Annotated in this window: 24 protein-coding genes and 1 riboswitch; of the genes, 12 read left to right on the top strand and 12 right to left on the bottom strand. The window is 73.8% G+C overall.

Features of this window, described 5'->3' with window-relative positions:
• Positions 1–365: 365 nt before the first annotated feature.
• Together ACU610_RS19430 and ACU610_RS19435 are read left to right on the top strand one after the other, a co-directional pair.
• A complete protein-coding gene (locus ACU610_RS19430) occupies positions 366–710 on the top strand; it encodes a DUF222 domain-containing protein (RefSeq protein WP_446769337.1) in 345 nt (114 codons plus the stop codon).
• Entirely contained in the window at positions 707–1,579 is an 873-nt protein-coding gene (locus tag ACU610_RS19435; RefSeq protein WP_446769338.1) for a DUF222 domain-containing protein, read from the top strand. The genes ACU610_RS19430 and ACU610_RS19435 overlap by 4 nt, the downstream gene beginning before the upstream one ends.
• Positions 1,580–1,738: 159 nt before the next feature.
• On the opposite strand, the gene ACU610_RS19440 is transcribed toward ACU610_RS19435, so the two are convergent.
• From ACU610_RS19440 to ACU610_RS19450, 3 genes are all read right to left on the bottom strand, one after another.
• On the bottom strand, positions 1,739–1,873 hold the full coding sequence (locus ACU610_RS19440) for a nicotinate-nucleotide--dimethylbenzimidazole phosphoribosyltransferase (protein ID WP_446769339.1): 135 nt from the start codon (positions 1,871–1,873) through the stop codon (positions 1,739–1,741).
• On the bottom strand, positions 1,870–2,643 hold the full coding sequence (locus ACU610_RS19445) for a S1 family peptidase (RefSeq protein ID WP_446769340.1): 774 nt from the start codon (positions 2,641–2,643) through the stop codon (positions 1,870–1,872). The genes ACU610_RS19440 and ACU610_RS19445 overlap by 4 nt, the downstream gene beginning before the upstream one ends.
• Positions 2,644–2,807: 164 nt before the next feature.
• Positions 2,808–3,650 carry an alpha/beta fold hydrolase gene (locus tag ACU610_RS19450; RefSeq protein ID WP_446769341.1) on the bottom strand — a complete coding sequence of 281 codons (843 nt, stop codon included), beginning with the start codon at positions 3,648–3,650 and terminating at the stop codon, positions 2,808–2,810.
• Between the two features lie 69 nt (positions 3,651–3,719).
• Here ACU610_RS19450 and ACU610_RS19455 point away from each other — a divergent pair, with 69 nt between their 5' ends.
• Positions 3,720–5,459, top strand: coding sequence for a helicase (locus ACU610_RS19455; protein ID WP_446769342.1), 1,740 nt, complete (start codon positions 3,720–3,722; stop codon positions 5,457–5,459).
• 149 nt (positions 5,460–5,608) lie between these two features.
• Here the strand turns inward: ACU610_RS19455 and ACU610_RS19460 are convergent, their stop codons facing one another.
• Positions 5,609–6,343 (bottom strand): TSUP family transporter, encoded by a 735-nt coding sequence (locus ACU610_RS19460; protein WP_446769343.1) that lies wholly within the window; start codon positions 6,341–6,343, stop codon positions 5,609–5,611.
• A 106-nt stretch (positions 6,344–6,449) separates the two neighbouring features.
• A riboswitch (TPP riboswitch) is annotated at positions 6,450–6,545 on the top strand.
• Between ACU610_RS19460 and thiM the strand changes: the two genes are divergently transcribed.
• From thiM to thiD, 3 genes are all read left to right on the top strand, one after another.
• Positions 6,539–7,327: a hydroxyethylthiazole kinase gene (gene thiM / locus ACU610_RS19465; RefSeq protein ID WP_446769344.1), complete on the top strand. Its 789-nt coding sequence runs from the start codon at positions 6,539–6,541 to the stop codon at positions 7,325–7,327. (Overlaps the previous riboswitch by 7 nt.)
• The gene (gene thiE / locus ACU610_RS19470; protein WP_446769345.1) at positions 7,324–7,998 is read left to right on the top strand and encodes a thiamine phosphate synthase; all 675 of its coding nucleotides are present in this window, start codon (positions 7,324–7,326) and stop codon (positions 7,996–7,998) included. Before thiM ends, thiE begins: the two co-directional genes overlap by 4 nt.
• 83 nt (positions 7,999–8,081) lie before the next feature.
• Positions 8,082–8,888 (top strand): bifunctional hydroxymethylpyrimidine kinase/phosphomethylpyrimidine kinase, encoded by an 807-nt coding sequence (gene thiD, locus ACU610_RS19475; protein WP_446769346.1) that lies wholly within the window; start codon positions 8,082–8,084, stop codon positions 8,886–8,888.
• A 188-nt stretch (positions 8,889–9,076) separates the two neighbouring features.
• On the opposite strand, the gene ACU610_RS19480 is transcribed toward thiD, so the two are convergent.
• Positions 9,077–10,165, bottom strand: coding sequence for an SDR family oxidoreductase (locus tag ACU610_RS19480; RefSeq protein ID WP_446769347.1), 1,089 nt, complete (start codon positions 10,163–10,165; stop codon positions 9,077–9,079).
• Positions 10,166–10,363: 198 nt separating this feature from the next.
• On the opposite strand from ACU610_RS19480, the gene ACU610_RS19485 reads away from it, so the two are divergent.
• On the top strand, positions 10,364–11,713 hold the full coding sequence (locus tag ACU610_RS19485; RefSeq protein WP_446769348.1) for a DNA polymerase IV: 1,350 nt from the start codon (positions 10,364–10,366) through the stop codon (positions 11,711–11,713).
• Positions 11,714–11,823: 110 nt separating this feature from the next.
• Positions 11,824–12,273: a pyridoxamine 5'-phosphate oxidase family protein gene (locus ACU610_RS19490; RefSeq protein WP_446769349.1), complete on the top strand. Its 450-nt coding sequence runs from the start codon at positions 11,824–11,826 to the stop codon at positions 12,271–12,273.
• A gap of 24 nt (positions 12,274–12,297) precedes the next feature.
• Here the strand turns inward: ACU610_RS19490 and ACU610_RS19495 are convergent, their stop codons facing one another.
• Complete coding sequence (locus tag ACU610_RS19495) at positions 12,298–12,567, bottom strand: hypothetical protein (protein WP_446769350.1); 270 nt, start codon at positions 12,565–12,567, stop codon at positions 12,298–12,300.
• A 134-nt stretch (positions 12,568–12,701) separates the two neighbouring features.
• On the opposite strand from ACU610_RS19495, the gene ACU610_RS19500 reads away from it, so the two are divergent.
• Complete coding sequence (locus ACU610_RS19500; protein WP_446769351.1) at positions 12,702–13,307, top strand: class I SAM-dependent methyltransferase; 606 nt, start codon at positions 12,702–12,704, stop codon at positions 13,305–13,307.
• Positions 13,308–13,460: 153 nt separating this feature from the next.
• On the opposite strand, the gene ACU610_RS19505 is transcribed toward ACU610_RS19500, so the two are convergent.
• Positions 13,461–14,648 (bottom strand): PucR family transcriptional regulator, encoded by a 1,188-nt coding sequence (locus ACU610_RS19505; protein ID WP_446769352.1) that lies wholly within the window; start codon positions 14,646–14,648, stop codon positions 13,461–13,463.
• A gap of 106 nt (positions 14,649–14,754) precedes the next feature.
• Between ACU610_RS19505 and ACU610_RS19510 the strand changes: the two genes are divergently transcribed.
• Together ACU610_RS19510 and ACU610_RS19515 are read left to right on the top strand one after the other, a co-directional pair.
• Complete coding sequence (locus ACU610_RS19510; protein WP_446769353.1) at positions 14,755–15,855, top strand: ferredoxin reductase; 1,101 nt, start codon at positions 14,755–14,757, stop codon at positions 15,853–15,855.
• Between the two features lie 28 nt (positions 15,856–15,883).
• On the top strand, positions 15,884–17,089 hold the full coding sequence (locus ACU610_RS19515; RefSeq protein ID WP_446769354.1) for a fatty acid desaturase family protein: 1,206 nt from the start codon (positions 15,884–15,886) through the stop codon (positions 17,087–17,089).
• A 187-nt stretch (positions 17,090–17,276) separates the two neighbouring features.
• On the opposite strand, the gene ACU610_RS19520 is transcribed toward ACU610_RS19515, so the two are convergent.
• The 4 genes from ACU610_RS19520 to ACU610_RS19535 form a co-directional block, all read right to left on the bottom strand.
• Positions 17,277–17,453, bottom strand: coding sequence for a hypothetical protein (locus ACU610_RS19520; protein WP_446769355.1), 177 nt, complete (start codon positions 17,451–17,453; stop codon positions 17,277–17,279).
• Positions 17,454–17,566: 113 nt separating this feature from the next.
• On the bottom strand, positions 17,567–17,734 hold the full coding sequence (locus ACU610_RS19525) for a hypothetical protein (RefSeq protein ID WP_446769356.1): 168 nt from the start codon (positions 17,732–17,734) through the stop codon (positions 17,567–17,569).
• A gap of 363 nt (positions 17,735–18,097) precedes the next feature.
• Positions 18,098–19,996: a hypothetical protein gene (locus tag ACU610_RS19530; protein ID WP_446769357.1), complete on the bottom strand. Its 1,899-nt coding sequence runs from the start codon at positions 19,994–19,996 to the stop codon at positions 18,098–18,100.
• A 163-nt stretch (positions 19,997–20,159) separates the two neighbouring features.
• Entirely contained in the window at positions 20,160–20,582 is a 423-nt protein-coding gene (locus ACU610_RS19535; RefSeq protein ID WP_446769358.1) for a cupin domain-containing protein, read from the bottom strand.
• 146 nt (positions 20,583–20,728) lie between these two features.
• On the opposite strand from ACU610_RS19535, the gene ACU610_RS19540 reads away from it, so the two are divergent.
• Complete coding sequence (locus tag ACU610_RS19540; RefSeq protein ID WP_446769359.1) at positions 20,729–21,946, top strand: S1 family peptidase; 1,218 nt, start codon at positions 20,729–20,731, stop codon at positions 21,944–21,946.
• 112 nt (positions 21,947–22,058) lie between these two features.
• Here ACU610_RS19540 and ACU610_RS19545 read toward each other — a convergent pair whose 3' ends face one another.
• Positions 22,059–25,952: a replicative DNA helicase gene (locus tag ACU610_RS19545; protein WP_446770735.1), complete on the bottom strand. Its 3,894-nt coding sequence runs from the start codon at positions 25,950–25,952 to the stop codon at positions 22,059–22,061.
• Positions 25,953–26,072: the final 120 nt, after the last annotated feature.

The following is a 26,072-nucleotide window of genomic DNA, read 5'->3' on the forward strand; positions in this document are numbered from 1 at the left end:
GTCGATCGTCCGGCGTCCGGCACATGGTGCCGGTCGTCGACCTGTACCGGGGTCCGGCGCGCGGCCCGGCCACCCCGACGAGGGAGACCTTGCGCGGAGGAGGTCGGGCGCGCGGAGGTCGTCGACGTCCTTGAGCCAGGCGTCCTCGGACCCCATCGGCAACACCACCGGGCGCGGCCCGAGGAGTGGTCCCGGCTGCTGTCCGCCCGCGGCAGGTGAGGTCCGGCCTCGACGTGCCGTAGCCGTTCGGTACCGCGTCCCACGAGGTCCGCTGACCGGGTAGACCGGCGATGACCTGCGAATTCTGTCGCACGCCTGGCCTACGCTCGACCTGTCGGTCGGCGCTGCCGTGGGAGGAGGGCGAGGTGTCCGAACTGCGCTCCGCCCTCGACGGGCTGGCCGAGATCGACCTCGCCGCGCTCTCCGACGACGCGCTGCTCGACCTGGTGGCCGAGCTGTCCACGGCCGCGAACCGGGTGGCCGCCACGCTGACGTCCGCGGTACGGGCCGCCGACCACCGGGAGGCCTACCGGCGCGACAGCGCGGTGTCGATGAAGGGCTGGCTGCACGGCAGCTGCCGGCTGGCACCGGCGGAGGCGACGGCGATCGTCTCGACCGGGCGCCGGCTGGAGCGACTGCCGGCCACCGCCGCCGCCTTCACCAGCGGTGACATCACCGCCACGCACGCGCGGGTGATCACCCGGCCATGACCCCTGGGCGGGTCGCGAAGGCCGCGGATGCGGGGATCGAGCTGGCGGAGACCGACCGCATCCTGGCCGATCCGGCCCGGCAGACGGCGCCCGACGAGACGGCCCGGGGTGTAGCCCCCTGGGTGGCCGGGGTCGATCCCGACGGGGCGCTGGACGACGCGGCCGACGTCCGCCGCCGGTTCACCATGGCCGCCGGCCTCGACGGCCGGGTGCACCTGCGCGGTGACTTGGACGCCGTCGGCGGCGAATACCTGCACGCGGCGCTGACCGCGGTGATGAACGGCGACCGCCCGGCGGGTGATCCCCGCGGCCACGCCGAGCGGCAGGCCGACGCGCTGGTCGCCCTCGCCCGCGGAGCCTTGGACGGCGCGTCCCTGCCCGACGTCCGCGGGGAGCGCCCGCACGTGCGGGTCACGATCGACTGGCAGGCCCTCTGCGCCGAGCGCGGCGCCCCCAGTGTGGCCGGCGGCGAGCTGGGCTGGGCCGGCCCCATCACCCCGGAGACGGTGCGGCGCCTGGCCTGCGACGCCGCCGTCGTCCGCGTGATCACCGGGCCGGACGGGCTGCCGCTGGACGTCGGCCGCGCCCAGCGCACAGTCACCGCGGCGATCCGCCGGGCCGTGGAGGTCCGCGACAAGCACTGCGTCTTCGCGGGCTGCGACGCCCTCCCGGAGTGGTGCGACGTCCACCACGTCGTGCACTGGGCCTTCGGCGGACCGACGTCCTGCGACAACGGCGCCTTGCTCTGCGAGCGACACCACACCGCCTGCCACGAGGGTGGTTTCGCCGTCAGCCGGGGTCCCGGCACCAGCCGCTGGCGCACGTACCGCCCGGATGGCACCGAGGTCCTCAGCAGGGCCGGCCCCTGACGCACCGGCGGCGTGCCGCCGTTGACCTTCATCCGGCCTCTGGAAGCCGGTCCCCCCACGGGCTCATGTAGGTCAGGGTCTGCTGCGCGGCGATCTCCTCGAGATCCCGGTGTCCGCAGGAACGCCACCGCGCTCAGGTCGATCGGGATCTGCGGCCGGTCAGTGGTCGACGCGTGCGGTCTCCCGGCGCAGCGCCAGCCCGGCGAGCAACGGGCTACTGGCCAGAGCGGCGTCGACGCCCTCACCGGCGCGCATCCGCAGGTCGAGCAGCGGCTCCCGGCCCAGCTTGCTCAAGGCAGGTCGTCGACGACGCCGTCGACCCAGCCGGCGACGACGTCGACGCGGGCGGTGGTCTCCTGCGACCGGTGCGGGCACGTCGGCCCTTCGCTCTCCACGGCGACGAGCACCGGGCTCTCCCCGCCGGTGGTGTACGGCGCCCCCGAGTCGTACGCGCACGCGCTGGTGTCCGGAGCGGGCCAGTGGCCCTCCACCAGCACGGTCGTCGACCGCACCGTGCTGACCTCCACCTGGCCCCAGTACAACTGGTCGCTCCAGGGGCCGTTGCTCGTGGTGGCACCCCAGCCGGCGAAGGACAGCAGCTGCCCCTCGGCGGGCTCCTCGGTGCCGAGCGGCAGCGGGGGGAGCCCGTCGACCGGCGCATCGAGGCGGGCAACGGCGATGTCGTTGCTGCCGGACTGCTCCACCCACACCACCGAGCGGGTCACGCCGGCAGTCGGATCCGACGTGCTCGCCGTCCCGAGGCGGGCGACGGCGGTGTAGGCCGGAGCTCCGCTGATGCGGTTGCCGTCACCGTCGTGGAGACAGTGCCCGGCGGTCATGACCCAGGTCGGCGAGATGAGGGCCCCGGAGCACGCGCTGTCGTAGACCGTGCCGTCGGACCGGGTGATGTCCTCGAACCCCAGCTGCACGGCGAACGGGAACTGGCCCTCCTCCGCCGCGACGCCCTGCGCGATGCCGGCGGCCGGCGAGGCGCCGACGACGGCGACGGTCAGCGATGCGGTGGCTGCGGCGAGGACGGCGGGCAGCGAGCGGCGCAGGCGCATGGGGACCCCGGGAGTCGGCGGAGACGCGGCAGGCTGGCAACGGTCGGGGTGCGTCCGGGGCTCGCGGTGCGACTGGGCACGGCGCGGCGTCCGACCTGCCGTCACACCGTCCAGTGCGACCGGGGTCTCCGCCGTCAACGCTCCCCGCGCTCGAGGCCGTGCCGTCACTCGACGGCGTCGAGGAAGAGCCGGACCGTCTCGAGGAAGACCTCCGGCTGCTCGGAGTGCACCCAGTGGCCGGCGTTCTTCACCCGCACCAACCGGGTGTTGGGGAACAGCGCCTCCATGCGGGCTCGGTCCTCGGGCAGCACGTAGTGGCTGTTGGCACCCGCGATCCACAGCACCGGGCCGTCGTAGCGGGCGCCCGGCGGTGGCTCGGGGAAGCCGCGCAGCTCGCTCAGGTCGCGACCGAGCAGGTCGAGGTTGAGCCGCCAGCGCCATCCGCCGTCGGCCCCCACACCCTCGCGGACCAGGCTCTGCAGCAGGAACGAGCGCACCATCCTGCTCGGGACGGCGGATCGCAGGGCGGCGTCGGCGTCCTGCCGGGTCTTCAGGGCGTCGAGGTCGAGCGCGCGCATCGCCGCGATGTAGTCGGCGAACGGCGAGGCCTCCTCGTCGGGGTCGTCGGTGCGACCGCCGGAGACCGGGTACTCGACCGGGGCGATGTCGACGGCGACCAGCGCGCGCAGCAGCTCCGGGTGCCGCAGCGCCAGCTGCATCGACACCTTGCCGCCCATCGAGTGACCGACCAGCGTGACCGGCTCGCCGAACGAGCGCAGCTCCGCGGCGACCAGCTCGGCCATGTCGACGTAGTCGACCCGGTCGGTCCACGGCGAGTGCCCGTGGTTGGGCAGGTCCAGCAGGGTGACCCGGTGGTCCGCGGCGAGGCCCTTGGCGATCGTCGTCCAGTTCTTGCCCTGCCCGAAGAGGCCGTGCACGAACACCACCCGCGGTCCGGCGGAGCCCAGCGTGCGGGCGTGCAGCCGCTCCTCGGGATTCGTCGTCACCCGGCGATTCCACCAGATCCCGCCGTCCCGCCGCCCTACCGTCGTCCGCCGACCCAGAGGAGGACACCCGTGCCCGGACGGCGCCGCCGGACAGCCCGGTCGACGAGCCAGAGCCGCTCGACCAGCACCACCCGCACCACGACGACCACGCGCCGGAAGGCACCGACCCGCCGCTCCCCGAAGCCCCCCGCCGAACGGCCGGTCGCCGGGCCGGGGGAGCGGGTGTGGGTGCTCGCCGTCCCGTTCCGCGCGCCGGCGCCGGGCGCGCTGTGGCGGCCGGACCTGCAGGCACACGTGTGGGTCGGCCGGGAGCTGCCGCCGGAGCTGGCCGCCTACGACCCGCCCCCGTACACCTTCGAGCGCTTCCTCGAGGACGAGCTCAACGACAGCCCGCGGCCGGTGCCGCCGGGCCGCCCGCTGGTCCCGCGCGAGGAGCAGGCCACCGGCGCGGAGGCCGTCGTCGCCTCCGCGGCGGCCGGGCACCGGGTCTTCCTGCTCGGCGACGACCCGGGTGTGGGCAAGACCGGGACCGCCGTCCTGGCCGCCCGGGAGGTCTGCGAGCTGCGCGGCGGGGACCGCGTGCTCGTCGTGGCCGACCGCCCGGCGGCCATCACCATCCCGCACTGGACCCGCTCGATCGCCGGCTTCGGCGACGGCGGGCTGCGCTGGTGCGTCATGACCTGGGACCGGCTGGCGAAGGTGTCGAAGCTGCGGTTCGACGTCGTCATCGCCGACGAGGCGCACATGGTCCGGCACACGACGACCCAGCGGTGGAGGCACTGGAAGGCCGTCTCCGGCGCCGGACGCGCGAGGGACGTGCCGTTCGTCATCGCCGCCACCGCCACCCCGGCGCACACGCCGCTGGAGCTGCCCTACCTGGCCCCGCAGTTCGCCCAGTGCCACGGGGAGCCGCTGCGCGCCTGGGCCGACCTGCCGGCCAAGCTCGCCGAGCACGGGTTCCACGTGGAACGTGGGCGCTACGGGTGGGCGTGGACCGAGGACGCCGACGCCCGCCGCGCCGACCTCGCCCGGCTGCAGGGCTGGCTGGCCGACGGTGAGCCGCCGGCGACGCTGCACCGGCCGGCCCCCTGGGGCCCGGTGTCGGTCACCGGGACGCCGGTCGCCCTCACGCCGGCCGAACAGGACGCGTACGAGTCCGAGTGGCAGGAGTTCCGCGCCGAGATGCGGCTGGCCCGCAAGGCCCGCCAGACCGCACGCGGACGGGCCGCGCTGCTGCGCTTCCGGCAGAAGGCCGGGCTGATCCGCGCCCAGGCCACCGTGGACTGGGTGCGGGCACAGGTGGAGGCCGAGCGGCAGGTCGCGGTGTCGGTGGAGTTCGTCGAGACGGCGGCCGACCCGATCCGCGAGGCGCTGCTGGACTCGGGGATCGGCGTGGCCGCGATCTACGGTCGTGACCGGTTCGACGTCGAGGCCGAGCGGCTGCGCTTCCAGACCGGTGCGGCGCCGGTGTGCGTGTTCACCGTGACCGCCTCGATCAGCCTGCACGCCGGCGAGCTGCTGCCCGGCGGCGCCACCGCCTCTCCCACGCCGCGGGTCGGGCTGTTCCACCAGCCGCGCTTCTCCGGCATCCAGGCCCGCCAGGTCACCGGCCGCACGCACCGCGACGGCCAGGTCTCCCCGTGGCGGGTGGCCTTCGCCGAGGACACGGTCGAGGAGCAGGTGGCCCGGGTGATGGTCGAGCGGCTGGCGGTCAGCGGCTCCACCGCCGGAGCCGACACCTCCGCGCTGCAGGAGATCGCCGAGCTGCTCGACGCGGACTGGCTGCCGCCGGTCGCGCTCACCGAGTGAGCCGCTCCCCGCGCCACGCGTCGCTGCCCTTCCCCCTCCAGTCGATCATGGGTTGGTGCTCGAAGGTGCGCCGTCGACCGCGCGTCCGCCTGCAGCAACCCCGTGATCGACTCCAGGGGCGATCGCTCCGGGAGGCGTCCGGAGGAACCTCAACCCAGCCCCGCGACGATGCTGGACACCCCGGCCAGCGCCGACAGCGTCAGCCCGGCCACCCGGAACCGGCGGACGTCGAGCAGGTGGAACAGCCGGCGGCCCGCCACGTGGCCGACGACCGCCGCGGCCAGCAACACCAGCACCACCTCCGGCCGGAGGGCCTGTGCGGCCCGCCCCGAGGCGATGAGCACCGCGGCGCCGAGCAGGTTGAGGGCGAGGAACATCGCCGCGAGGGTGTCGCGCATCTCCGCCGGGGGCACCCGCCGCCGCTCGAGCCAGAGCACCAGCGGCGGCCCGTTGGTGTTCGTCGTGGTGGTGAGCACGCCGGCGAGGAGGCCCACGCCGAGCGTGGCCCACCGGGACGGCCTCGCCCGGCCGGGGACCGGGCGCCGCAGCACCTGGATCGCCACGGCGACGAGCACGCCCACCCCCACGGCGAGCTGCAGCGCCGCCTTGCTGACCACGGCGAGCACCAGCACGCCGGCCAGGACCCCGGGGACGGCGGCCGGGACCACCACGCGGACGTCGGCCCACCGGACGGCCGGCCGTGATCCGGGGCGCACCAGCAGCAGGAGCAGGGTCGTCGTCGTGGCGAGCACCAGCATCGTGGTCACCGCCTCGACGGGAGCGAGCACGGCCACCAGAGCGGGTCCGGCGATGAGCGCCATACCGAACCCGGCGGCGGCCTGCACGGTCGCGCCCGCCAGGACGGCCAGGTACGCGAGCAGCACGCCGGCCATCCTGTCGCACGCCCCGGCCCACCCCGGACGGCGGCAGCCCGGACGTCGCGGCGCCGCGCCGGGAGCACTCCGGCGCACCGGTGTTACGTTCGGAGGCGCACGTGGCACGGGGTGTCCCCGACCGGGGACTGAGAGCACACCCGTCGAACCTGCTCCAGTTCGTACTGGCGAAGGGATGTCACCGGCATGCCGGCCGTCGACCTGCGCGCCGCCCACGCGGCGGTGCGCGCACGCACCCCTCTGGTGCACTGCCTGACCAATACCGTCGTCCAGACGATCACCGCCAACGCGCTGCTGGCCGCAGGCGCCGCCCCGGCGATGGTCGACGCCCCGGAGGAGGCCGGCGACTTCGCCGCCGTCGCCTCCGCGGTGCTGGTCAACGTGGGCACCGTGCACGCCCGCACCGCCGAGGCCATGCGGCTGGCCGCCCGATCGGCCGGCGCCGCCGGGACGCCGTGGGTCCTGGACCCCGTCGCCGTCGGCGGCCTGGTCTACCGCACCGAGCTGGCCACCGAACTGGTCGGACTGCGGCCCACCGTCGTCCGCGGCAACGCCTCGGAGGTCATGGCGCTGGCCGGCGCGGGCACCGGCGGTCGCGGCGTGGACAGCACCGACAGCACCGACGACGCCGCCAAGGCCGCTGCCGAGCTCGCGGCGCGCACCGGTGGGGTCGTCGCGGTCAGCGGCGAGGTCGACCTGGTCACCGACGGACGGCGGACCGTCCGCGTCGGCGGGGGATCGGCGCTGCTGACCCGCACCACCGGCGCCGGCTGTGCGCTGGGTGCCCTCGTCGCCGCCTACGTCGCGGCCACCGGCGACGCGCTGACCGGGACCGTGGCCGCGCACGCGCACGTCGCCGTCGCCGCCGAGCGGGCCGCGCAGGTCGCGCACGGCCCGGGCACCTTCGCGCCCGCCTGGCTCGACGCGCTGGACGCCGTCGACGGCGAGGCCCTGGCCGCGGCGGACGTCCGATGAGGCGCTCGTTCGACCCGACCCTCTACCTGGTCACCGACACCGCGCTGTCCGCCCCGCGGCCGGTGACCGACGTCGTCCGCGCGGCGGTCGCCGGCGGCGTCACCGCCGTCCAGGTCCGGGACAAGACCGCCTCCCGTCGGGAGCTGCTCGAGCTCACCCGCGCGGTGCAGGCGGCGCTGGCCGACCGGCCGGACGTCGCGCTCTGGGTCAACGACGCCGTCGACGTCGCGCTGCTCGCCGGCGTGGACGGCGTGCACCTCGGCCAGGACGACCTGCCCCCGGCCGAGGTGCGCGCCCTGCTCGGGCCGGACCGGCTGCTCGGGTTCAGCGTCTCCTCCGTCGCCGAGCTGGACGTGGCCCGCGCGCTGCCGGCGGGGACCGTCGACCTGGTCGGCATCGGCCCGGTGTGGACGACGCCGACCAAGCCCGACGCCGGCAGCGCCCTGGGCCCGGACGGCGTCCGCGGGCTGGCCGAGGCGGCCCGCGCCGCCGGGTTCACCACCGTCGCGATCGGCGGCATCGACGCCGACCGGGCCGCCGAGGTGGCCGCGACCGGGGTGGACGGCGTGTGCGTCGTCTCGGCGGTGTGCGCCGCACCCGACCCCGCCGACGCCGCCCGCGCGCTCCGCTCGGCCATCGACCGGGGCCGGCTCGCGCAGGTGGTCCGGTGAGCGGACAGGGGCGTGGGCATCGCAGCGAGGAACGAGCGAGGAGCGGAGCGGCCCGCGGGAGCGAACCCGGACGTCCGAGCCCGGTGTCGGTCGCGCTGACCGTCGCGGGCAGCGACCCCAGCGGCGGCGCCGGCATCCAGGCCGACCTGAAGACCTTCAGCGCGCTCGGCGTCTACGGCACGGCGGTGCTCACCGCACTCACCGCCCAGAACACCCGCGGCGTCACCGGCGTGCACGGCGTCCCCCCGGAGTTCGTGGCCGAGCAGCTGGCGACCCTCTTCGCCGACGTCGAGGTGCACGCCACCAAGCTGGGCATGCTCGGCACCGCCGACGTGGTGCGCGCCGTCGCCGCCGCGCTGGCCGACCACCCGGGCGGCCCGGTCGTGTGCGACCCGGTCATGGTCGCGACCAGCGGCGACCGGCTCATCGACGACGCCGCCATCGACGCCGTCCGCAGCGACCTGCTGCCCCTGGCCGACCTCGCCACGCCGAACGTGCCGGAGGCCGCCGTCCTGCTCGACGCGCCCCCGGCCACCGACGTCGACCAGCTACCCGGCCAGGCCACGGCGCTGCTCGCGCTCGGCCCCCGCGCGGTGCTGCTCAAGGGCGGCCACCTGGGTGGGGACGAGAGCGTCGACGTCCTGGCCACCGCGGACGGCGTCACCGTCACCCGGCGGCCGCGGGTCGACTCCACCTCGACGCACGGCACCGGCTGCACGCTGTCGTCGGCGCTCGCCGCGCTGGCCGCGCGGGGCCGCACCGATGACTGGTCCCGGCTGGTCGACCCCGCCCGGGACTACCTGCACCGGGCGCTGGAGGCCGGGGAGAGCCTGGGCGTCGGCTCCGGCCACGGCCCGGTGCACCACTTCGCCGGCATCTGGGAGCGGTGACACCGTCGTCCCACCGGACGACACCGCTGCCACGTGCCGTCCCCTCCCTGAGCTGAGCCCCACCCGTCGCTCCTCGGGGAGGCCTCCGGCCCCTCACGCCCGGTCCGGCTCCGCCGAGCCGGTTCCTCGCCGTCGACCGTCGTGATGGGGACGGGGCAGCGGCTCGATGGCGACTGCGGGCGCCGCGGTCAGCCGGCGGGCGGCAGCACGCGGCGGTCCTGCAGCACCCGGATCCAGTGCACGAAGCTCTCCTCGGTGTCCCACACCTCGGTGAAGCCGGCCTGCTTGATCTTGACCGTGCTCACGAAGGCGGGCGGCGGAGGCTGGGTCGCCCCGTGGGCGAAGCAGAAGTCCGCGTAGTGGTGCGACTCCCCGAGCAGGTCGGTCATGGTGATCGGTCGCAGCCCGTGCTCGGCCACGACCTTCTCCCACGTGTCGGCCTTCGCCGGGAGGTACTCGGCCAGCGACAGCGGCTGGTCCGGTCCGGCCGGCACGCCCAGCGCGTCGGCGAGGGCCGGCCACAGGTCCCGCCACTCGAAGACCTCGCCGTTGGTCAGGTTGAAGTGCTGGCCGGCGGCCGCCGGCGCCTCCGCGGCCCACCGGATGGCGTTCGCGACCAGCCGGGTGTCGACGGCCTCCCACACGTAGGGCACCCCGCCGGGGAAGCCGAAGGGTCGACCCTCGGCCTTGCAGATGGCGGCGTACGCCCCGATCACCGGCGGCAGGTTCATCACGACGCCGGTGTTCGGTCCCACGATCAGCTGCGGTCGCATGATCGTCCAGGTGAAGCCCGCGGTCGCCGCCTCGGCGGTCAGGTAGTCCTCCTGCAGCCAGTAGAAGTTGGCGTGCCGGTCACGCGGATGGCGCTCGCGCGCCGGCACGCGCATGGGGTGCAGGTGGATGCCGTAGGCCTTGGTCCCCTGCAGCAGGGTCACGTGGCGGAGGGAGCCGGCCTCGACCAGCGGCCGGACGAGGTTGCGGAGCATGGCCAGGTTGGTGTCCATCTGGTCCTGCTCGGTCCAGCCCGCGATCAGCCCGGGCTTCTCGAAGACGGCCGCGTAGACCAGGTGCGTGGTGCCGGTCAGCCCCGCGACCGCCGTCCGGGTCGACGCCTCGTCCCGGAGATCGACCGTCAGGTGCCGGAACGGACTGCTGCTGAACACCTCGGGTCGGCGCCGGGACACGGCGACGACGTCCCAGCCGTCGTCGAGGAAGCGGTCGACGCACGCGGTGCCGACCAGACCGCTGGCCCCGGCGACGAGAACGGTGTCGGACATGGTCTTTCTCCTGAGCCGCGGGAGCAGGGCCGACGATGGTCCGGAGCCCGTCGGGGCGGCGTCAACCGAGTCCGCCCCGGCCGGCCGCCGTCCCGGCGCGTCGTCCCGCAGGTGGTGTCCGGTGCGTCCGGGCGTCGCCGCGGCGACCGGTCGCGGATCATCGACGGGGAGTCCGGGCCGAGGGTGGGGAGGTGGGGCGTGCGGGGGCAGGCGAGCATCCTGCACCTGGACCTCGACGCCTTCTTCGCCGCGGTCGAGCAGCGCGACAAGCCCTCGCTGCGGGGCCGGCCGGTGGTGGTCGGCGGCGTGGGCGGGCGCGGGGTCGTGGCGACGGCGTCCTACGAGGCCCGGGCCTACGGCGCCCGCTCGGCGATGTCCACCGCCGAGGCGCGCCGTCGCTGCCCGCCCGGGACGGCGTTCCTCGGCGGCCGCTTCGCCGCCTACCGCCGCACTTCCGACGTCGTGATGGCGCTGCTGCGCGAGCTCTCCCCGCTGGTCGAGCCGGTCTCGATCGACGAGGCCTACGTCGACCTCGCTGCCGGCTCACCCGCCCACCCAGGCGACGGCCTCGACCTGTCGGCGGACGGCGTGACCGAGCTGGCCCGTGGCCTCAAGGAGCGGATCGCCGCGGCCACCGGCGGGGTGACCGGGTCGGTCGGCATCGGCAGCTCCAAGCTGATGGCCAAGATCGCCTCGGACCTCGACAAGCCCGACGGGTTGGTGGTCGTCCCGCCGGGGCGCGAGCTCGAGGTGCTGCACCCGCTGCCGGTGACGCGGCTCGGTGGCGTGGGGCCGGCGACCGCCGAGCGGCTGCACCAGGTGGGCGTGAAGACCGTCGGCGACCTGGCCGCCAAGTCGCTGCCCGACCTCGTCGCGCTGGCCGGCCGGGCGCACGGCACGGGGCTGTACGCGCTGGCCCGTGCCGAGGACGACCGGCCGGTGGTCGCCGAGCGGGAGGCCAAGTCGATCTCGCAGGAGGAGACCTTCGCCCGCGACCTCACCGACCTGCGGGTGCTCGGCCGGTACGTCGACAGCATGGCCGCGCGGGTCGGCAGCCGGTTGCGCGCGTCCGCGTACTCGGGCCGGACGGTCACGCTCAAGCTGCGCCGCTACGACTTCACCACGCTCACCCGCTCGCAGACGCTGCCCCACCCGACCGACGACCCGCGGGTGATCGCCTCGATCGCCGCGCGGCTGCTGGCCGAGGCCGGCACCCAGGGCGGCCTGCGGCTGCTCGGGGTCGGCGTCTCCGGGCTGTCGCTCTACGTGCAGGGCGACCTGTTCGCCCCCGATGACGAGCCGGTGGACGACGCCGTGGAGGCGCCCGGCGCCGAGGTCGAGGAGGCGTCCGAGCCGCTCACCGCGGAGGCGCGCTGGTGGCCCGGTCAGGACGTGCGGCACGACGAGTACGGCCCCGGCTGGGTGTGGGGCCGGGGCCTCGGCCGGGTCACCGTGCGCTTCGAGGGGCCGCGGACCCCGCCCGGGCCGGTGCGCACGCTGGCCGCCGACGACCCCGCGCTGCACCCGGCCGAACCACCGGACTGGTGAAGGACCCTCCTGCCCCACCACGGCCCCGTACGGGCACCGCCCGGAGCCTGCGAGGGGTGGGGGGACGGGGTCCTTCTGCCGCAGGAGGGCCGAGCGGCAGACTGCGCCGCATGGCGAGCTGGGGAGAGGTCGCCGCGGGGGTCACCGAGCTGGCGGCGCGGGTGCGGTCGGCGTTCGCCGCGGGCAGGCACGCGACCGTGGCGACGCTGCGGGCCGACGGGTCGCCGCGGATCAGCGGCATCGAGGTCGAGTTCGGCGACGACGGCGAGCTGCGGATCGGCTCCATGCCGGGCGCCCGCAAGGTCGACGACCTGCGGCGCGACCCCCGTTTCGCGCTGCACGGCCCGACCGCCGACCCGGGCGAGGACGGGGCGAGCTGGCCGGGGGAGGCTAAGGTCGCGGGTCGAGCGGTCGAGACGCACCGGCAGGACGACGGTGCGCACGTGTTCCGGCTCGACCTCACCGAGGTGGTGTGGACGGGCCTGACCGACGACCGGGCCGCCCTGCGGATCCTGTCCTGGCACCCCGGCCGGGGCCTCGAGGACCGCACGCGCACCTGAGCGCCCACCGGACGCGCCGGCGGGTCAGCGCGCCAGCGCCGTCCACCCCGTGACCGTGAGGTCCCGGTCGACCGGGACGACGACCTGCTGACCGAACCAGGTGACGAGGTGGGCCGCGTAGCGGCCCTCGCCGTCCACCTCCACCCGGTCGAGGGTCGCGCCCGGGTGCTCCGCGAGGGCGGCCGCCGCCACCCGCACCGCGAGGTCGGCGTCGAGGGCGTCGGCGGACGGTGGGGTCGGGAGCACCGCCCGCGTGCGGCGGCGGGACCGGCGTCCGGTCGGGGTGTGGGTCATGGCGGGGCCTCCCGTCGTCCTGCGGCCCCCGGCGGGCCGCTGGCGGAGACGAGCCTCGGGTGCGCACCTGTGGCCCACCTGGACGTCGGGTACCGGTTGCCTCGGGATCTGCGCCGGTCGGCGAGCATGGGCACATGACCGAGCAGAGCGCGTGGGTGCGGATGACCGAGCGGGACCCCGGCCACTCGACCGCCTACGTACAGCGGTTCCGGGACCTCGCCGCCCAGGGGTTCGACCTCGCCGGCGAGGCGCGGCTGGTCGACGCGATGCTCCCGCGCGGCTCCCGCGTGCTCGACGCCGGCTGCGGACCGGGGCGCACCGGCGGCTGGCTGGCCCGCGCCGGGCACGACGTCGTGGGGGTGGACGTCGACCCGGTGCTCATCGCCGCCGCCGAGGAGGACCACCCCGGGCCGCGGTGGCTGGTCGGCGACCTCGCCGAGCTCGACCTGCCTGCGCGCGGCATCCCCGAGCCGTTCGACGCCATCGTGTCGGCGGGCAACGTGATGGCCTTCCTGGCGCCGGCCACGCGGGTCGCCGTCCTACAGCGGCTGCGGGCGCACGTGGCACCCGGCGGGCGGGCGGCGATCGGCTTCGGCGCCGGCCGCGGCTACGCCTTCGACGACTTCCGCGCCGACGCCCGCACCGCCGGCTGGGCCGAGGACCTGCTGCTGTCCACCTGGGACCTGCGGCCGTTCACGCCTGGGTCGGACTTCCTGGTCGCCGTCCTCCGCCCCGCCTGAGGGAGGACCCCGTCCTCGACAGCCTCCTGCCGTGATCATGGAGTTGTCGCGGCCTCCTGCGGCGGGTCGTCCCGTCTCGGCGGTGACAACTCCATGATCAACTCAGGGACCGACCGGTGAGCCGGTTCTCGAGCCCGTGGACCACCAGGACGCTCACCGCTCCACCCCACCGAGGGCGAGGGTCAGTTCGAGGACCCACTGCGGGTCCTCGAGGCGCTCGCCGTACAGGTCGCGCAGCTGCCCCATGCGGTAGCGGACCGTCTGCGGGTGCACGAACAGCTCGGCGGCGACCTTCTCCCGGCGCCCGTGGTGCAGCAGCCAGGCGCGGAGGGTCTCCACCAGCTTCTCGCGGGGGCCGGGGCCCAGCCCGTCGAGCGGGGCGAGCACCTGGGCGCGCAGGTCGGTGAGCGCCTCGCCGTCGGCGCGCAGCACGAGGTCGGCCAGCCGCAGCTCGGTGTCGACCGGCAGGTCGCCGTCCGGGCGCAGGTCCAGCTGCAGCGCCCGCAGCGCCCGCGAGTAGGAGGCGCGGGCCTGCTGCCACGGCCGGGCCGGGCCGACGACGGCCTCCCGCCCGCTCAGCGCCCGGACCAGCTGGGTGCGGGCGTACCCGTCGGCGTCCGGCACGAGCAGCACCGCGCGCTCAGCTCCCGGCTCGGTGCCGGGCAGGTCCTCCCCGGCCTGCAGCGTGCGGACGTCGAGCACGGCCAGCGCGCCGCGGACGCGGGACTCGGGCAGCAGCACCGCGGTCAGCGTGCGCGGCGACGCCCAGTCCGCGCGCTCGGCGGCGGCGGCGAGGTCGTACGGGGGCGCGCCGGTCAGCAGCAGCTCCGTCAGCCGCTCCAGGTTGCGGCGGCGCAGCCGGCCGCTGCTGTCGAGGTGGTCGGCGTGCCCGGAGGCGCTGGCCGCCGACAGCTGGTCGATGTAGGCGAACACCAGCTCGGCGAAGCGGGCCAGCGACCCGGCGGGCATGCCGGCGGCCACCGCCGTCTCGCTCATGTGCCGCCACGCCACCCGGGCGCCCACCCGGTAGGCGGCCAGCAGCGCGTCCATGGTCCGGCCCGACTTGGCCTCCCCGCGACCGAGGGCGTAGGCGCCCTCGAGCGCCGGGCCGATGGGCCGGCTGGGGTCCGCCCCGCCGTCCGCCGTCGCCAGCTCCAGGAAGCCACCCAGGGCCAGCTGGACGGCGTTCTCGATCTTCCGGCCCATGACGCCGCTGAATGCCTCGGTGTAGCTCGGCACCTCGACGACGATCGCCGCGACGGTCCGCTCCGCGACGGCCGGCAGCTGGCCCTGCATCGCCGCCGCGACCTCGGGCGGGAAGGTGTCCTGCTCCGGTGCCACCGACGCTCCCTCCGCTCCGGTCTTTGTTCGGCAGAGACAGTAACCGGCAGCACGTTCACGCCCACGGCACAGGTAATTACGCGCAGCGCTGGGAACCATCAGGTGTATGACCGCGACCGTCCCGCGCCCTCCGTCGGCCCGGCCGACCCTGAGCGCGCTGCGCGACCGGGCGATGCGCCTGGCCGAGCTCGTCACGACCCCGCTGCTGCCGGCCGACTACCTGGACATGGTCAGCCCGCTCCGGGCGGGCGCCGACCTGCGCGGTCGCATCGTCGCCGTCCAGAGGGAGACCCGGGACGCCGCCACCCTGGTCATCCGGCCGGGTGCCGACTGGCAGCGCCACGTCCCCGGGCAGTGGGTCCGCATCGGCATCGACGTCGACGGGGTGCGCATGTGGCGGGCGTACTCGCTCACCTCGCACCTGGACCGGCCCGACGGCTGCATCAGCATCACCGTGAAGGCCATCCCGGGCGGCAAGGTCAGCAACCACCTGGTGCACCGCACGCAGCCCGGCACGCTGGTCCACCTCGACCAGGCCACCGGCGAGTTCGTCCTGCCCGCGCAGGCGCCCGCCAAGGTCCTGTTCGTCACCGCCGGCTCCGGCATCACCCCGGTCATGGGCATCCTGCGCAACCACGACGAGCTGACCGACGTCGTCGTCGTGCACTCGGCTCCCACGCCGGAGGACGTCGTCTTCGGCCCGGACCTGCGGGAGCTCGCCGCCGCCGGCCGGATCCGGCTGGTCGAGCAGCACACCGACACCGCCGGGATGCTCGACGCCGCGGCCATCGCCGAGCTGGTGCCCGACCTGGCCGAGCGCGCCACCTGGGCGTGCGGCCCGGTCGGCATGCTCGAGGCGCTCGAGGAGCACTGGAGCGCCGCGGGCATCGCCGACCGGCTGTTCACCGAGCGCTTCCGGCCCACGATCCTCGTCCCGGGTGAGGGCGGCACGGTCACCTTCACCCGGAACGGCACGAGCATCGAGGCCGACGGGGCCACCCCCATCCTCGACGCCGCCGAGGACGCCGGGGTCCTCATGCCCAGCGGCTGCCGGATGGGCATCTGCTACGGCTGCGTGCTGCCTCTGCGGGAGGGCGCCGTCCGGGACCTGCGCACCGGCGAGGTGACCACCGCCGTCCCCGGCGACGGCGTCCTCGTCCAGACCTGCATCAGCGCCGCCGCCGGCGCCTGCGACATCGACCACTGACCGCTCGAGACCCGAGGAGCTGCACCGCATGACCGTTCTGCAGAAGAAGACCGAGAACCCGATCGAGCACCTCACCAGCGAGGACATCGAGCTCATCGGCAAGGAGCTCGACGACATCCGCCAGGGCGTCATCGACAGCCGCGGCGAAAACGACGCCCGCTACATCCGCAGGGTCATCGACGTGCACCGCAAGATCGAGCTGGGCAGCCGCGCCGTCCTGCTCGCCTCGGGCTTCCCGCCCGCGTTCGTGGTCGGGACGATCGGCCTGTCGGTCGCCAAGATCCTCGAGAACATGGAGATCGGGCACAACATCCTGCACGGCCAGTGGGACTGGATGCGGGACCCGAAGATCCACTCCACGACGTGGGAGTGGGACATGGCCAGCCCGGCCGACCAGTGGAAGCACTCGCACAACGAGCTGCACCACACGTACACGAACGTCGTCGGCAAGGACAACGACCTCGGCTACGGCATCATGCGCGTCGACGAGGACCAGCCGTGGCAGCCGTTCCACCTCGGCCAGCCGCTGTGGAGCTTCATCAACGCCTGCTTCTTCGAGTACGGGATCGCCGCCTACGACCTGGAGCTGGCCGGGACCATCGCCAAGAAGCGGACCGGGGACCCGGAGTTCCGGGCCCGCGCCAAGGCCGTGCTGCGCAAGATCGGCAAGCAGGTGCGCAAGGACTACGTCATCCACCCGCTGCTGTCAGGCCCGAACTTCCTCTCCACGCTGGCGGCCAACTTCACCGCGAACCTGGTGCGCAACCTCTGGTCGAACTCGGTGATCCTCTGCGGGCACTTCCCCGAGGGCGTCGAGACCTTCGAGAAGAAGTCGATCGACGGCGAGACCCGCGGTGAGTGGTACCTGCGGCAGATGCTCGGCTCGGCCAACATCTCCGGCTCCAAGGCCATGCACATCATGACCGGGAACCTGTCCCACCAGATCGAGCACCACCTGTTCCCGGACCTGCCGAGCAACCGGTACGCCGAGATCGCGCCGAAGATCCGTGACCTGTTCGCCCGCTACGGCCTGAACTACCACACCGCGCCGCTGCCGAAGCAGGTCGGCTCGGCCTGGCACAAGATCATCCGGCTGTCGCTGCCCAACGGCTGGCTGGACGCCACCAACCGCAGGAACCTGCCGTCGCAGCTGGTCAAGCTCTACAAGGCGACGACCGGCGACCGGCGGACCCGTCGCCGCCTGCAGGCGGAGTGGACGGCGGCCGCCGCCTGACGCGGCTGCACCCCTCGTAACTGGGGCCGGGTTCCACGTGGAACCCGGCCCCAGTTCTCGTTCCGTGAGAGCTGACGCGGGACCGGGACGGCTTCGCTGTCGGACGCCGGCCCCGAGCGGTCGGTGGTCAACCTCCTCGGTGCTGACGGGCTCACTGCGCGACCAGATCGGTGCAGACCCGGCACACCTACCGCCTGGTCGAGGCCGACGAGGCCTTCCTCGAGCAGCCCTGCCGGCCGTGTCCCTCACCACGGGGTGCGACCCACTCGTGGGCGGCACCGGTGACCTCCGACAGTCGTTCGTAGTCGCTGTCGTAGTGCAGCACCGTCGGCCCGTGCTCGGCAGCGGTCGCCGCGACGATCACGTCCGGGAGGGACGTGCGGTGCTGACCTCGCTGGGCCCGACGGTGCTGCACGGCGACTGCCGCTCTCGGGTCGCTGAGGTCGTACCAGGGCAACCGACGTAGGCAGTCGAGCGTCACCTCGCCTCGTACTCCTCGACGTTGCGGGAGCTGTACAGGACCTCCAGCGCAGTCACCGTCGAGACACCCAGGTCCCCGGTCCGCGTCGCCGCTGGGAGTCGCTCCGCGACAGCCCGGTTGCGTCCACCCAGCACCCACGCCGAGCTGTCCAGCAGAGAGGTCACCGGCGCCAGGCCGTTGTCCGGGGATCCGCCTGGCTCAAGCGCTTGCCCACCTCCTGGAACCAGTCCGCCAGATCGTGTCGGAGCGGCGGCGTCGAGGAACCGCGCCGCGAAGGCCAGCTCGAGAGCGTGCGGCTGCTCGCCCAGGGCACGTACCGCCGCGAGGCAGTACGTGGTCGCTCGGCCCAGCCAGGGGTGTCCGGCGACGGCGGGGCAGGGCGAACGGCAGGCCGCCGTCGGGCGACGTGACCGTCGCCAGCCAGTCGCACACCTCCCGCGCGCGGAGGGTGGGGGTCATCGGGGTGACGTCGGCGAACACCTCCAGCGCGTGCAGCGCGCCGTCGGGCTGCCTGCGCGTCGTCCGGCCTACATGCCGAAGTTGAGCGACCGCAGCACCACCGGGTCGCGGACGGGCACCTCCCACACGTCGCCGGCCCCGTCGGGGTCCAGTACCTGCCCGCGGCCGAGGAACGCGGCCACCTGCGTCTGGCCCTGCTGCGCCGCCGTGGGGAAGCTGCGAAGGTCCAGCAGGAACGCGTGCGGGTTGAGCGTCCTCTGGTCCGTGCGGTCGTTGCGGTAGAGGCTGGTCCGCGACCACAGGTCCCCGACGTCCACCAGCGTGGACGACGTCGGGTTGGGCACCGTCTGGTCACCGAACGCCACCTGCACCAGCACCCGGCGCGGGTCGACGAGCGGGGCGAACGTCTCCGGGCTGCCCGACCGCGCCAACCACGTCGCCCGGGCCAGGTACTCCTGGATGGCCAGCGCTCGGCTGTCGGGAACGGTCAGCGGACCCTGACCGCGCAGCGGCAGCCGCTCCCGGAAGTCGGGGTCGGTGGGACCGAGGATCCCGACGGCCTGCAGCGCAGCGGTCGTGAGCGGCCGGAAGGACGGCGACAGCCGGGCGATCTCGGTGATCGGGCCGCCGGGCACGTCGAGCACCGAGCGGGCGACCGTGGGGTCGGCACCGGCGACCAGGGTGCCGTAGATGCCACCGAAGCTCTGCCCGACGTAGGCCACCTCCCGACCGGAGAGCTCCGGCGTCCCGTTGCGGTCGACGTCGGTGCCGCCCACGGCGCGCACCAGCGTCATGACGTCCGCGGCCGTCTGCCGCAGCGCGTCCCGGGAGGAGACGGCGGCCGCCGGGCCCGAGGCCGAGGAGCCCTCGCTGGGCAGCACGACCCCGTTGCCGTCCTGGTCGACCCCGCGGCCGTACGCGGGCACGGAGGTCGTCTGCCCGCCGCGGGTGACCTCCCAGGTGCTCCCCGGGCCGTAGCCGTGCCCGACCACGTTGGTGGCGATGGTGGCGATCCCCTGCGTGACGTTGGTGGCGGCGGCGGGGAAGACGGCGTTCGTCGAGCTGGTGAACCCGTGGCCGAACACCGCGACCGGCCAGCCGCCGGGCGGCGGGGTACCGGGCGGCAGGACGGCGACGAAGGGCAGTCGCGCCGCCCCGACCGCCCTGGGACCGGCGTCCCGGGTGGGCGTCTGGGCGATCGTGACGTCGGACTGCAGCCAGGACGGCGCCAGGTAGGACCCGAAGACGATGGTGCTGCCGGCCAGGGACGGCGGGAGCCCGATCGGTGCCGGGTTCGGGCTCTGGGGCGTGCTCGGCGCCCCGCTCCGCGCCCAGGCGATCGTCGTCCCGTCCGCCGGGAAGACGCCCTCGACCCGGAGGCCGCGGTCGGTGATGCCGGAGTCGGCGAACGCCCGGCCGGTGTCGATCTGGCGGCGCAGGTCCAGCAGGCCGTCGGTGGCGCTCAGGGTCGTGAAGGTCGTCTCCCCGGCCCGGGTGTCGCGGCCGTCCTCCACCCGGATCCGGTACGTCCTGCCGGGCGCCAGCTGCTCGGTGGGGTGGGCGTGCAGAGTGGCGGTGGCGGGGTCCCAGACCACGCGGTCGACACCGGTCCGCCAGCCGCCGTGGGTGGCTTCCACGGTGACGCGGGCGGCGGCGACCGCCGGGTCGACCGCGCGGTCGAAGCGGACGGCGATCCGCGGGTCGAGGTCGAAGCCGTCGAGCTCGTTGAGCTCGTCGAGCAGGCCGCAGGCCACCGGTGTCGCGCAGCCCGTGGTGGGCAGGGCGACGCGGCGGCCGGTCAGCTGGCCCGGGTCGCGGACGGTCAGCTCGTCGGTCGGGAAGAATGAGACCGGCTCGGCCTTCGGAGGACCGGCCGCCGCGGGCGTCGCGGTGACCGACAGGGCGGCCGTCAGGGCCAGGACGCCGAGGACCGTAGAGGTCGCCCGGTGCCGGCGTCGGTGCTGCACGGGATCTCCAGGGGTTGGGGGTCCTTTCCTGACGCGCGGTGACGACAGTCACAAGCGGCGTGAGGAGAACAGGTCAGACGGCCGTCAGGGTCCTCCGGGCAGGACAGCAGCGCGACGGCGGCCATGGACTGCCGACCGTCGGTGGCCGCACCGGGCGCCGGGCTCAGAGCAGGACGACGCTCTCCTGCTCGTTCGGGTCCGTGCGGGCGATGAGTGCCCGCGCCGGCCGGTCCGTCGGGTTGAACGGCTGGTGCGGCACCCCGGCGGGGATGTAGACGAAGTCCCCGGCGTGCACGGTGTCCACGCGCTCGAGGTCCGGGCCGTGCCGGAAGGAGCTCGACCCCTCCAGCACGTAGATGGCCGACTCGTGGTTCTCGTGCAGGTGCGGCTCGGCCTCCGCGCCGGGCGGCAGGACGAGCAGGTGCAGGCACAGCCCCTCCGACCCGGCGCTCTCGGCCGAGATGCCGGCGAAGTAGTCGAGGCCCTGCTTGCCGCGGTAGCTCTCCTGGGCCTCGCCGCGGACGATCCGGCACTCCTTCATCTCGGCCTCCAGGGGGAAGTCCCGGTGCGCGCGGTCGACGAGCACCCTGCCCGCGAGGCACGGCCGCGCCCAGGGCCGAAGGGCACGCCGGGTCCGGCGATGTATCAGGGCTCCGCCCGAGGCCGTCGTGGGGGTGGCGGAGGCCCTGCGCACCGCGACCCGATGTCCATCCGACCCACCCGGGAGTCCCCATGACCGATCGCCACGAGGCGAGAGCGCACCGAGGACGCCGCGCCGCGGCAGTCCTGATGACCGGCATCGCCTGCACGGGGATGCTCCTGGCGAGCCCAGGTACGGCAGCGGCCGCGGAGGTCTCCGATGCGGAGAAGTCCATCGTGCTCGTCGGAGTGAGCTGGGAGGGCTACGTCCTGCACCCCGACGCCACCGGTGCCCCCGTCTGGTCGGCCCCCGTGAACGTCATGTCGGGGTGCACCGGCTGGTTCGCCGCCGAGGACGGCCACATCGTGACGGCCGGTCACTGCGTCGACCCCGCGGAGGGAAGGGCCGCGATCCTGCAGCAGTTCCTCGTCGACAACAACATGCAGGACCGAGCGGCCGAGGCCTTCGCCAACTGGCCGGTGGAGGGCCTGGAGCAGGGGTCCGACCCGGTCCGGGTGGTGCAGGTGGTGCAGCCGCCGGCCGTCGAGGGCGCCGTCATCACGGATCCGATCACCGTGCAGGTCGTCGACCACCAGCCGTTCGCCGACGGCGACCTCGCACTGCTGAAGGCCAACGGACTGCCCGAGGCCACCCCGGCCCTGGCCATCGCCGAGGAACCCGCCGCGATCGGCGACCCGATCACGTCCATCGGGTTCCCGGACACGGTCGCCGCCGTCACGGACGTGTCCCGCCTCCGGGCGTCCTTCAAGAGCGGCACCGTCAGCTCCTCGCAGGTCAGCCCGGACGGCGTCGCGGGCACCGAGGTCAACGCGGAGTTGTCCTACGGCATGTCCGGCGGCCCGACGATCAACGAACGGGGCGAGGTCCTGGGCGTCAACAGCTTCATCACCCTGGGCGACGCCACGAACTTCAACTTCATCACCGACGCCACCGCCCTGCGCACCTACCTGGAGCGGCTCGACGTCGAACTCGTCCCGACGTCCTCGGCTCCCGCCCCGTCCACCGGGACCACCCCGGCGTCCCGGACGGACGAGAAGGGCTTGTTCGAGAAGATCCCCGTCTGGGCGTACGCGGTCGCCGGCGCCGGACTGGTGCTCGTCGTCGGGCTCTCGATGGTGGCGATGGCCCTGCGCCGGCGCCCCGCTCGGCACGCTCCGTCCGCTCCGGCGGCTGCGTTCGCGGCGCAGGCCGGCACTCCCGCCGGAGAGCCCTGCGCCCACGAGGGGAACTCGTTCGGTGCGCGCTTCTGCCAGGGCTGCGGGAGGCCGATCGCGGAACCCGTCGGGTGAGGCCACCGATCTCCTGACGTCGAGGCCGCTCAGCGGCCGACGTCCCGACCGGTCCACGGGAGAGGCCCGGAGCGTGTGTCGCTCCGGGCCTCTCCACGTGCGGGTCGTGCGGTCAGTTCGCCATGTCCACGAAGCGGCTGTAGTGGCCCTGGAAGGCGACCGTGACGTTCGCGGTCGGGCCGTTGCGGTGTTTTACCAGCATGATGTCGGCCTCACCCGCCCGCGGTGATTCCTTCTCGTACATGTCCTCGCGGTGGATCATCATCACCATGTCTGCGTCCTGCTCAATACTATTGTGAATTGCAATTCCGTTGGCGACGAAGTTGTGCCCACCGAGCACCGTGGCGTCGTAGACCTCTTCCACGGCACCTTGCTCGATGGAGACGATCTCGTCCCACAGGACGTCGTTGACCGCCTGGATCTCCAACTCGGCGTCCTCGAGTACGGCTGCGATACGGCCCAGTCGTTCCCGGCTCGGCGCGTGCTTCCACATCGTGCTCCCGCAGAGGGCCGATCCCATCGCTGCGGTGAAGGACCGATGGCTCATGCCCTTCTCCTCCAGCACCGCGCGAACGCGCTCCCAGACCTGGACGGGCACGGTGTCGACGTTCGGGTTGCCGAACATCTCTCGGACGATCCCGAGCAACTGCTCGGCGGCCGCACCGCGGGCGCCGTGGACCCCGATCTCGTTGAGGAATCGACGCTGGTCGTCGCAGCCGCTGATGTCGAGCGTCCAGCCGTCCCGGTAGCCGGACTTCCGCACGCGGCGGATGCGGCACGAGATCCCGAAGCGCAGCAGCAACCGCGCGAGGTCGTCGACAAGCGGCCTGCTGGTTGAGGCGTAGTAGACCCGACCGCCCCGCCCGTTCTTGTTCACCGTGACGGAGCCGTCGGTGGCCCACAGATGGTGGAGGAAGAGCGCGATCTGCTTCTTGGGCAGCGAGAAGACCGGCTCGGGGACGAACTTCTCGTGGCTGCGCAGGCCGAACAGACCGAGCTCGTCGAGCCAGGCGGCGATGGGGTTCCGACGTCCGTGAGTGAGCGGGAAAGGAGCGCGCAGCCGCAGCGTGGTGCAACGGGCAGCGGCGTAGTCGTCCCGCACGGCCACGACGCCGAAGTGCAGGGCCGCGGTGGTGACCGCGCGCAGGTTCTCCTCATCGATGGAGGCGTACCGCAGCGGCTGCCGCTTCACGAAGCTGCCGTCGCCGATGAGATGGGCCAGCAGGACGACCTTCTCGTCCTCCCAGACCGTCATCCGGTCCGGCGCGGGCACGTGACGCGGCACGGCGATGCGGTCGCCGGGCGCCAGCTCACCGAGCGGCCTGAACCCGTCGTAGGTGAGGAACGGGTGGTTGGTGGTCGCCCGGATCGTCTTGCCCGACGAGGTCGTCATGGTGAACACCGGCTTCTCCCCGGTCGAGAAGACGTGCGTGAGGTGCCGGCGGACGTAGCGCAGGTTGTCGTCCAGGGCCCACACGGGGACGTCGGTCTCCCCGCTCTCGAAGAGTTCGCCCATCGTCGTCTCAGCGCCGGTGTCGGCCCGCAGGATGCGGGTCTCGGCCGGCAGGCACCCGGATTCGCGAAGGTCGGAGAGCATCGGCTTCTTGTCCTGACGCTGTTCGGACCCACGGTTCAGCTGCGACATCGCGATGACCGGGACCTCGAGTTCCTTGGCCAGCAGCTTGAGCGCACGGGAGAACTCCGAGACCTCCTGCTGACGGCTCTCGACGCGCTTGCCGGAGGTCATGAGCTGGAGGTAGTCGATGACCACCAGCTTCAGGTCGTTGCGCTGCTTGAGCCGCCGCGCCTTCGCCCGGATCTCCATCATCGTCATGTTCGGCGAGTCGTCGATGTAGAGCGGCGCGTCGGCGATCTCGCCCATTCGCCGCGCCAGCTTCGACCAGTCCTCGTCCGAGAGCGTGCCGGCTCGCATGTGGTGCAGCGGCACCTTCGCCTCCGCCGACAGCAGACGCATGGTGATCTCGTGCTTGCTCATCTCCAGCGAGAAAATGACCGTTGCCAAATGGTGTTTGACAGTCGCCGATCGCGCGATGTCCAGCCCCAGCGTCGAGTTGTGGGTCGGGATGAAGCTCCGCCCGGCGAGGAACAGGTGGTCCTCGGCGGCGACCTCGATGCACCGCACCGGCACACTGCCGATCGGCCGCACGTCAGTGATGAAACGGACGCCGCGGGCGGTGGAGCTGCGGGCACCGCGCTCCTTGTGGACGCGCTTCTTCCGCTCCAGACGGAACACCTCGTCATCCGTGCTGAACGTCAGCGTGAAGCAGGTGGACGACGGCTCGCTGCGACCCCTGACCCGCTTGCGGGTCATCCGCACCCGGTGGCCGAGGCTGGCGATGAGCTCGCGTACGTCCTCGGCCAGCCGCGGGTTGGTCACCGCGAACCGCACGACACCGCTCGGCGTCACCGTTCCGTCCGTGTCCAGGAGCCCAGCCAGCAGGGCACGTCGCTGAGCCAGCGAGGCCCGCAGGTACGCGGTCGGGATGTGCTTGTCGCCGAAGACCCCCAGCGTGCGCAGGATGCCCGGCACGGTGCCGTGGTGGTCACGGCAGGCCAGGCACTGCGCGAAGCCCGCCGAGGGACCACCGCAGTCCGGGCAGGTCGCCTGACGGCCGACACCGCCGCTGGCCCGCAGCCGGCCACCGCACGTCTGGCCACAGGTCTGCACCTGCGACGTCTGCGGCACGAACAGCTCGCCGCACATCCGGCACGGACGAGGGGCGACGGCCGGCCGCGTCGGGAGCCGCAACGAGTACCGACGGTGGACGCCCGTCGGCTCGACGACGAGCCCCTCGGCCTCGATGTACACGGCGATCTCGGGGTCGTTGCTCGTGAAGTGCGCGGCTCGGGACGTTCCGTCGCCCAGCCACACACCGAGCGCGTACGGCGGCAGGGGGAGGTCGGCCTCCGGCAGCTCCAGCGGCGCTGCGTTGGTCACCGAGTGGTTGAGCCGGGTGTCCTTGGTGGCGCAGCGGACGGTGCGGGCGATCTCCTCCGTCGTCCGGACCTCGGCGAACGTGCGCTGGTTGCGATCGCGGCTGTAGCCGGAGGCCGCCGCCTGCGCCGACTTCCGGCTGGCGCGGGTCTCGGTCAGCCACTGGTGCTGAGCGTCGGCCACGATCACCGAGCCGTCGGAGAAGTGAACCTCGTAGCAGGGCCGGCCGGTCATCACCTCGGTGGCGGCCACGACCGTCGTCGGGCGGCCGTCGGAACCCATCACCTGATCCCCGACCGCGACCTCGCCCATCGTCGTCCAGCCGACCGGCGTGGCGATCGGGGTGTCGAGGGCCAGGGCCTTGCCCACACCGGGACGTGCAGCGATCACGACCATCTGGCCGGCCTGCAGACCGTTGGTCAATTCGTCGAGGTCGCGGATGCCGGTGGGCACGCCGCGGGCGGTGCCACCACGGGAGGCGATGGCGTCGAGCTCGTCCATCGTCGGCTGCAGGACGTCCTCGAGGCGCGCGTAGTCCTCGCTCATGCGCTTCTCGGTGACGTCGTAGATCTCCTGCTGGGCGCGGTCGACGATGTCGTCGACGTCGCCCTTGCCACCGGCGGCGCCGTAGCCCAGCTGGACGACGCGGGTGCCGGCCTCGACCAGCCGCCGCAGGACCGCCTGCTCGGCGACGATCGCGGCGTAGTAGCCGGCGTTGGCGGCCGTCGGCGTCGACTGGATCAGGGTGTGCAGGTAGACCGCGCCACCCATCTTCGACAGCTGGTCGGTGCGGTTGAGCTCGGCGGCGACGGTGATCGCGTCGGCCGGCTCCCCCCGCCCGTACAGGTCGAGGATGCAGTCGTAGATCACCTGGTGCGCCGGTCGGTAGAAGTCGTTGCCGTGCAGCACCTCGACGACGTCGGCGATCGCGTCCTTGCTCAGCAGCATGCCGCCGAGCACCGACTGCTCCGCCGCGACGTCCTGCGGCGGCTGCCGGTCGTACGCCGGCGCCGTCGGGGACGGACGCTCGAAGTCGTCGGCCACCGCCACGGGGTCCTCCATCCACTCACGGCGCACCCGCGCACAGGCCCCGGCGGGATCGCCGGGGCCTGGTGGGGGAAGCACCAGAACGCTGCACACGTGACTCGAACGTGCGTTCGGGTCATTGCT

It is taken from the genome of Geodermatophilus sp. URMC 61 (genome assembly GCF_052931555.1).

Coding starts and splice junctions, on each gene's coding strand:
- ACU610_RS19435 (WP_446769338.1), top strand. CDS start 707: ATGACCCCTGGGCGGGTCGCGAAGGCCGCGGATGCGGGGATCGAGCTG.
- ACU610_RS19445 (WP_446769340.1), bottom strand. CDS start 2,643: ATGCGCCTGCGCCGCTCGCTGCCCGCCGTCCTCGCCGCAGCCACCGCA.
- thiM (WP_446769344.1), top strand. CDS start 6,539: ATGCCGGCCGTCGACCTGCGCGCCGCCCACGCGGCGGTGCGCGCACGC.
- thiE (WP_446769345.1), top strand. CDS start 7,324: ATGAGGCGCTCGTTCGACCCGACCCTCTACCTGGTCACCGACACCGCG.
- ACU610_RS19480 (WP_446769347.1), bottom strand. CDS start 10,165: ATGTCCGACACCGTTCTCGTCGCCGGGGCCAGCGGTCTGGTCGGCACC.
- ACU610_RS19490 (WP_446769349.1), top strand. CDS start 11,824: ATGGCGAGCTGGGGAGAGGTCGCCGCGGGGGTCACCGAGCTGGCGGCG.
- ACU610_RS19495 (WP_446769350.1), bottom strand. CDS start 12,567: ATGACCCACACCCCGACCGGACGCCGGTCCCGCCGCCGCACGCGGGCG.
- ACU610_RS19500 (WP_446769351.1), top strand. CDS start 12,702: ATGACCGAGCAGAGCGCGTGGGTGCGGATGACCGAGCGGGACCCCGGC.
- ACU610_RS19510 (WP_446769353.1), top strand. CDS start 14,755: ATGACCGCGACCGTCCCGCGCCCTCCGTCGGCCCGGCCGACCCTGAGC.
- ACU610_RS19515 (WP_446769354.1), top strand. CDS start 15,884: ATGACCGTTCTGCAGAAGAAGACCGAGAACCCGATCGAGCACCTCACC.
- ACU610_RS19540 (WP_446769359.1), top strand. CDS start 20,729: ATGACCGATCGCCACGAGGCGAGAGCGCACCGAGGACGCCGCGCCGCG.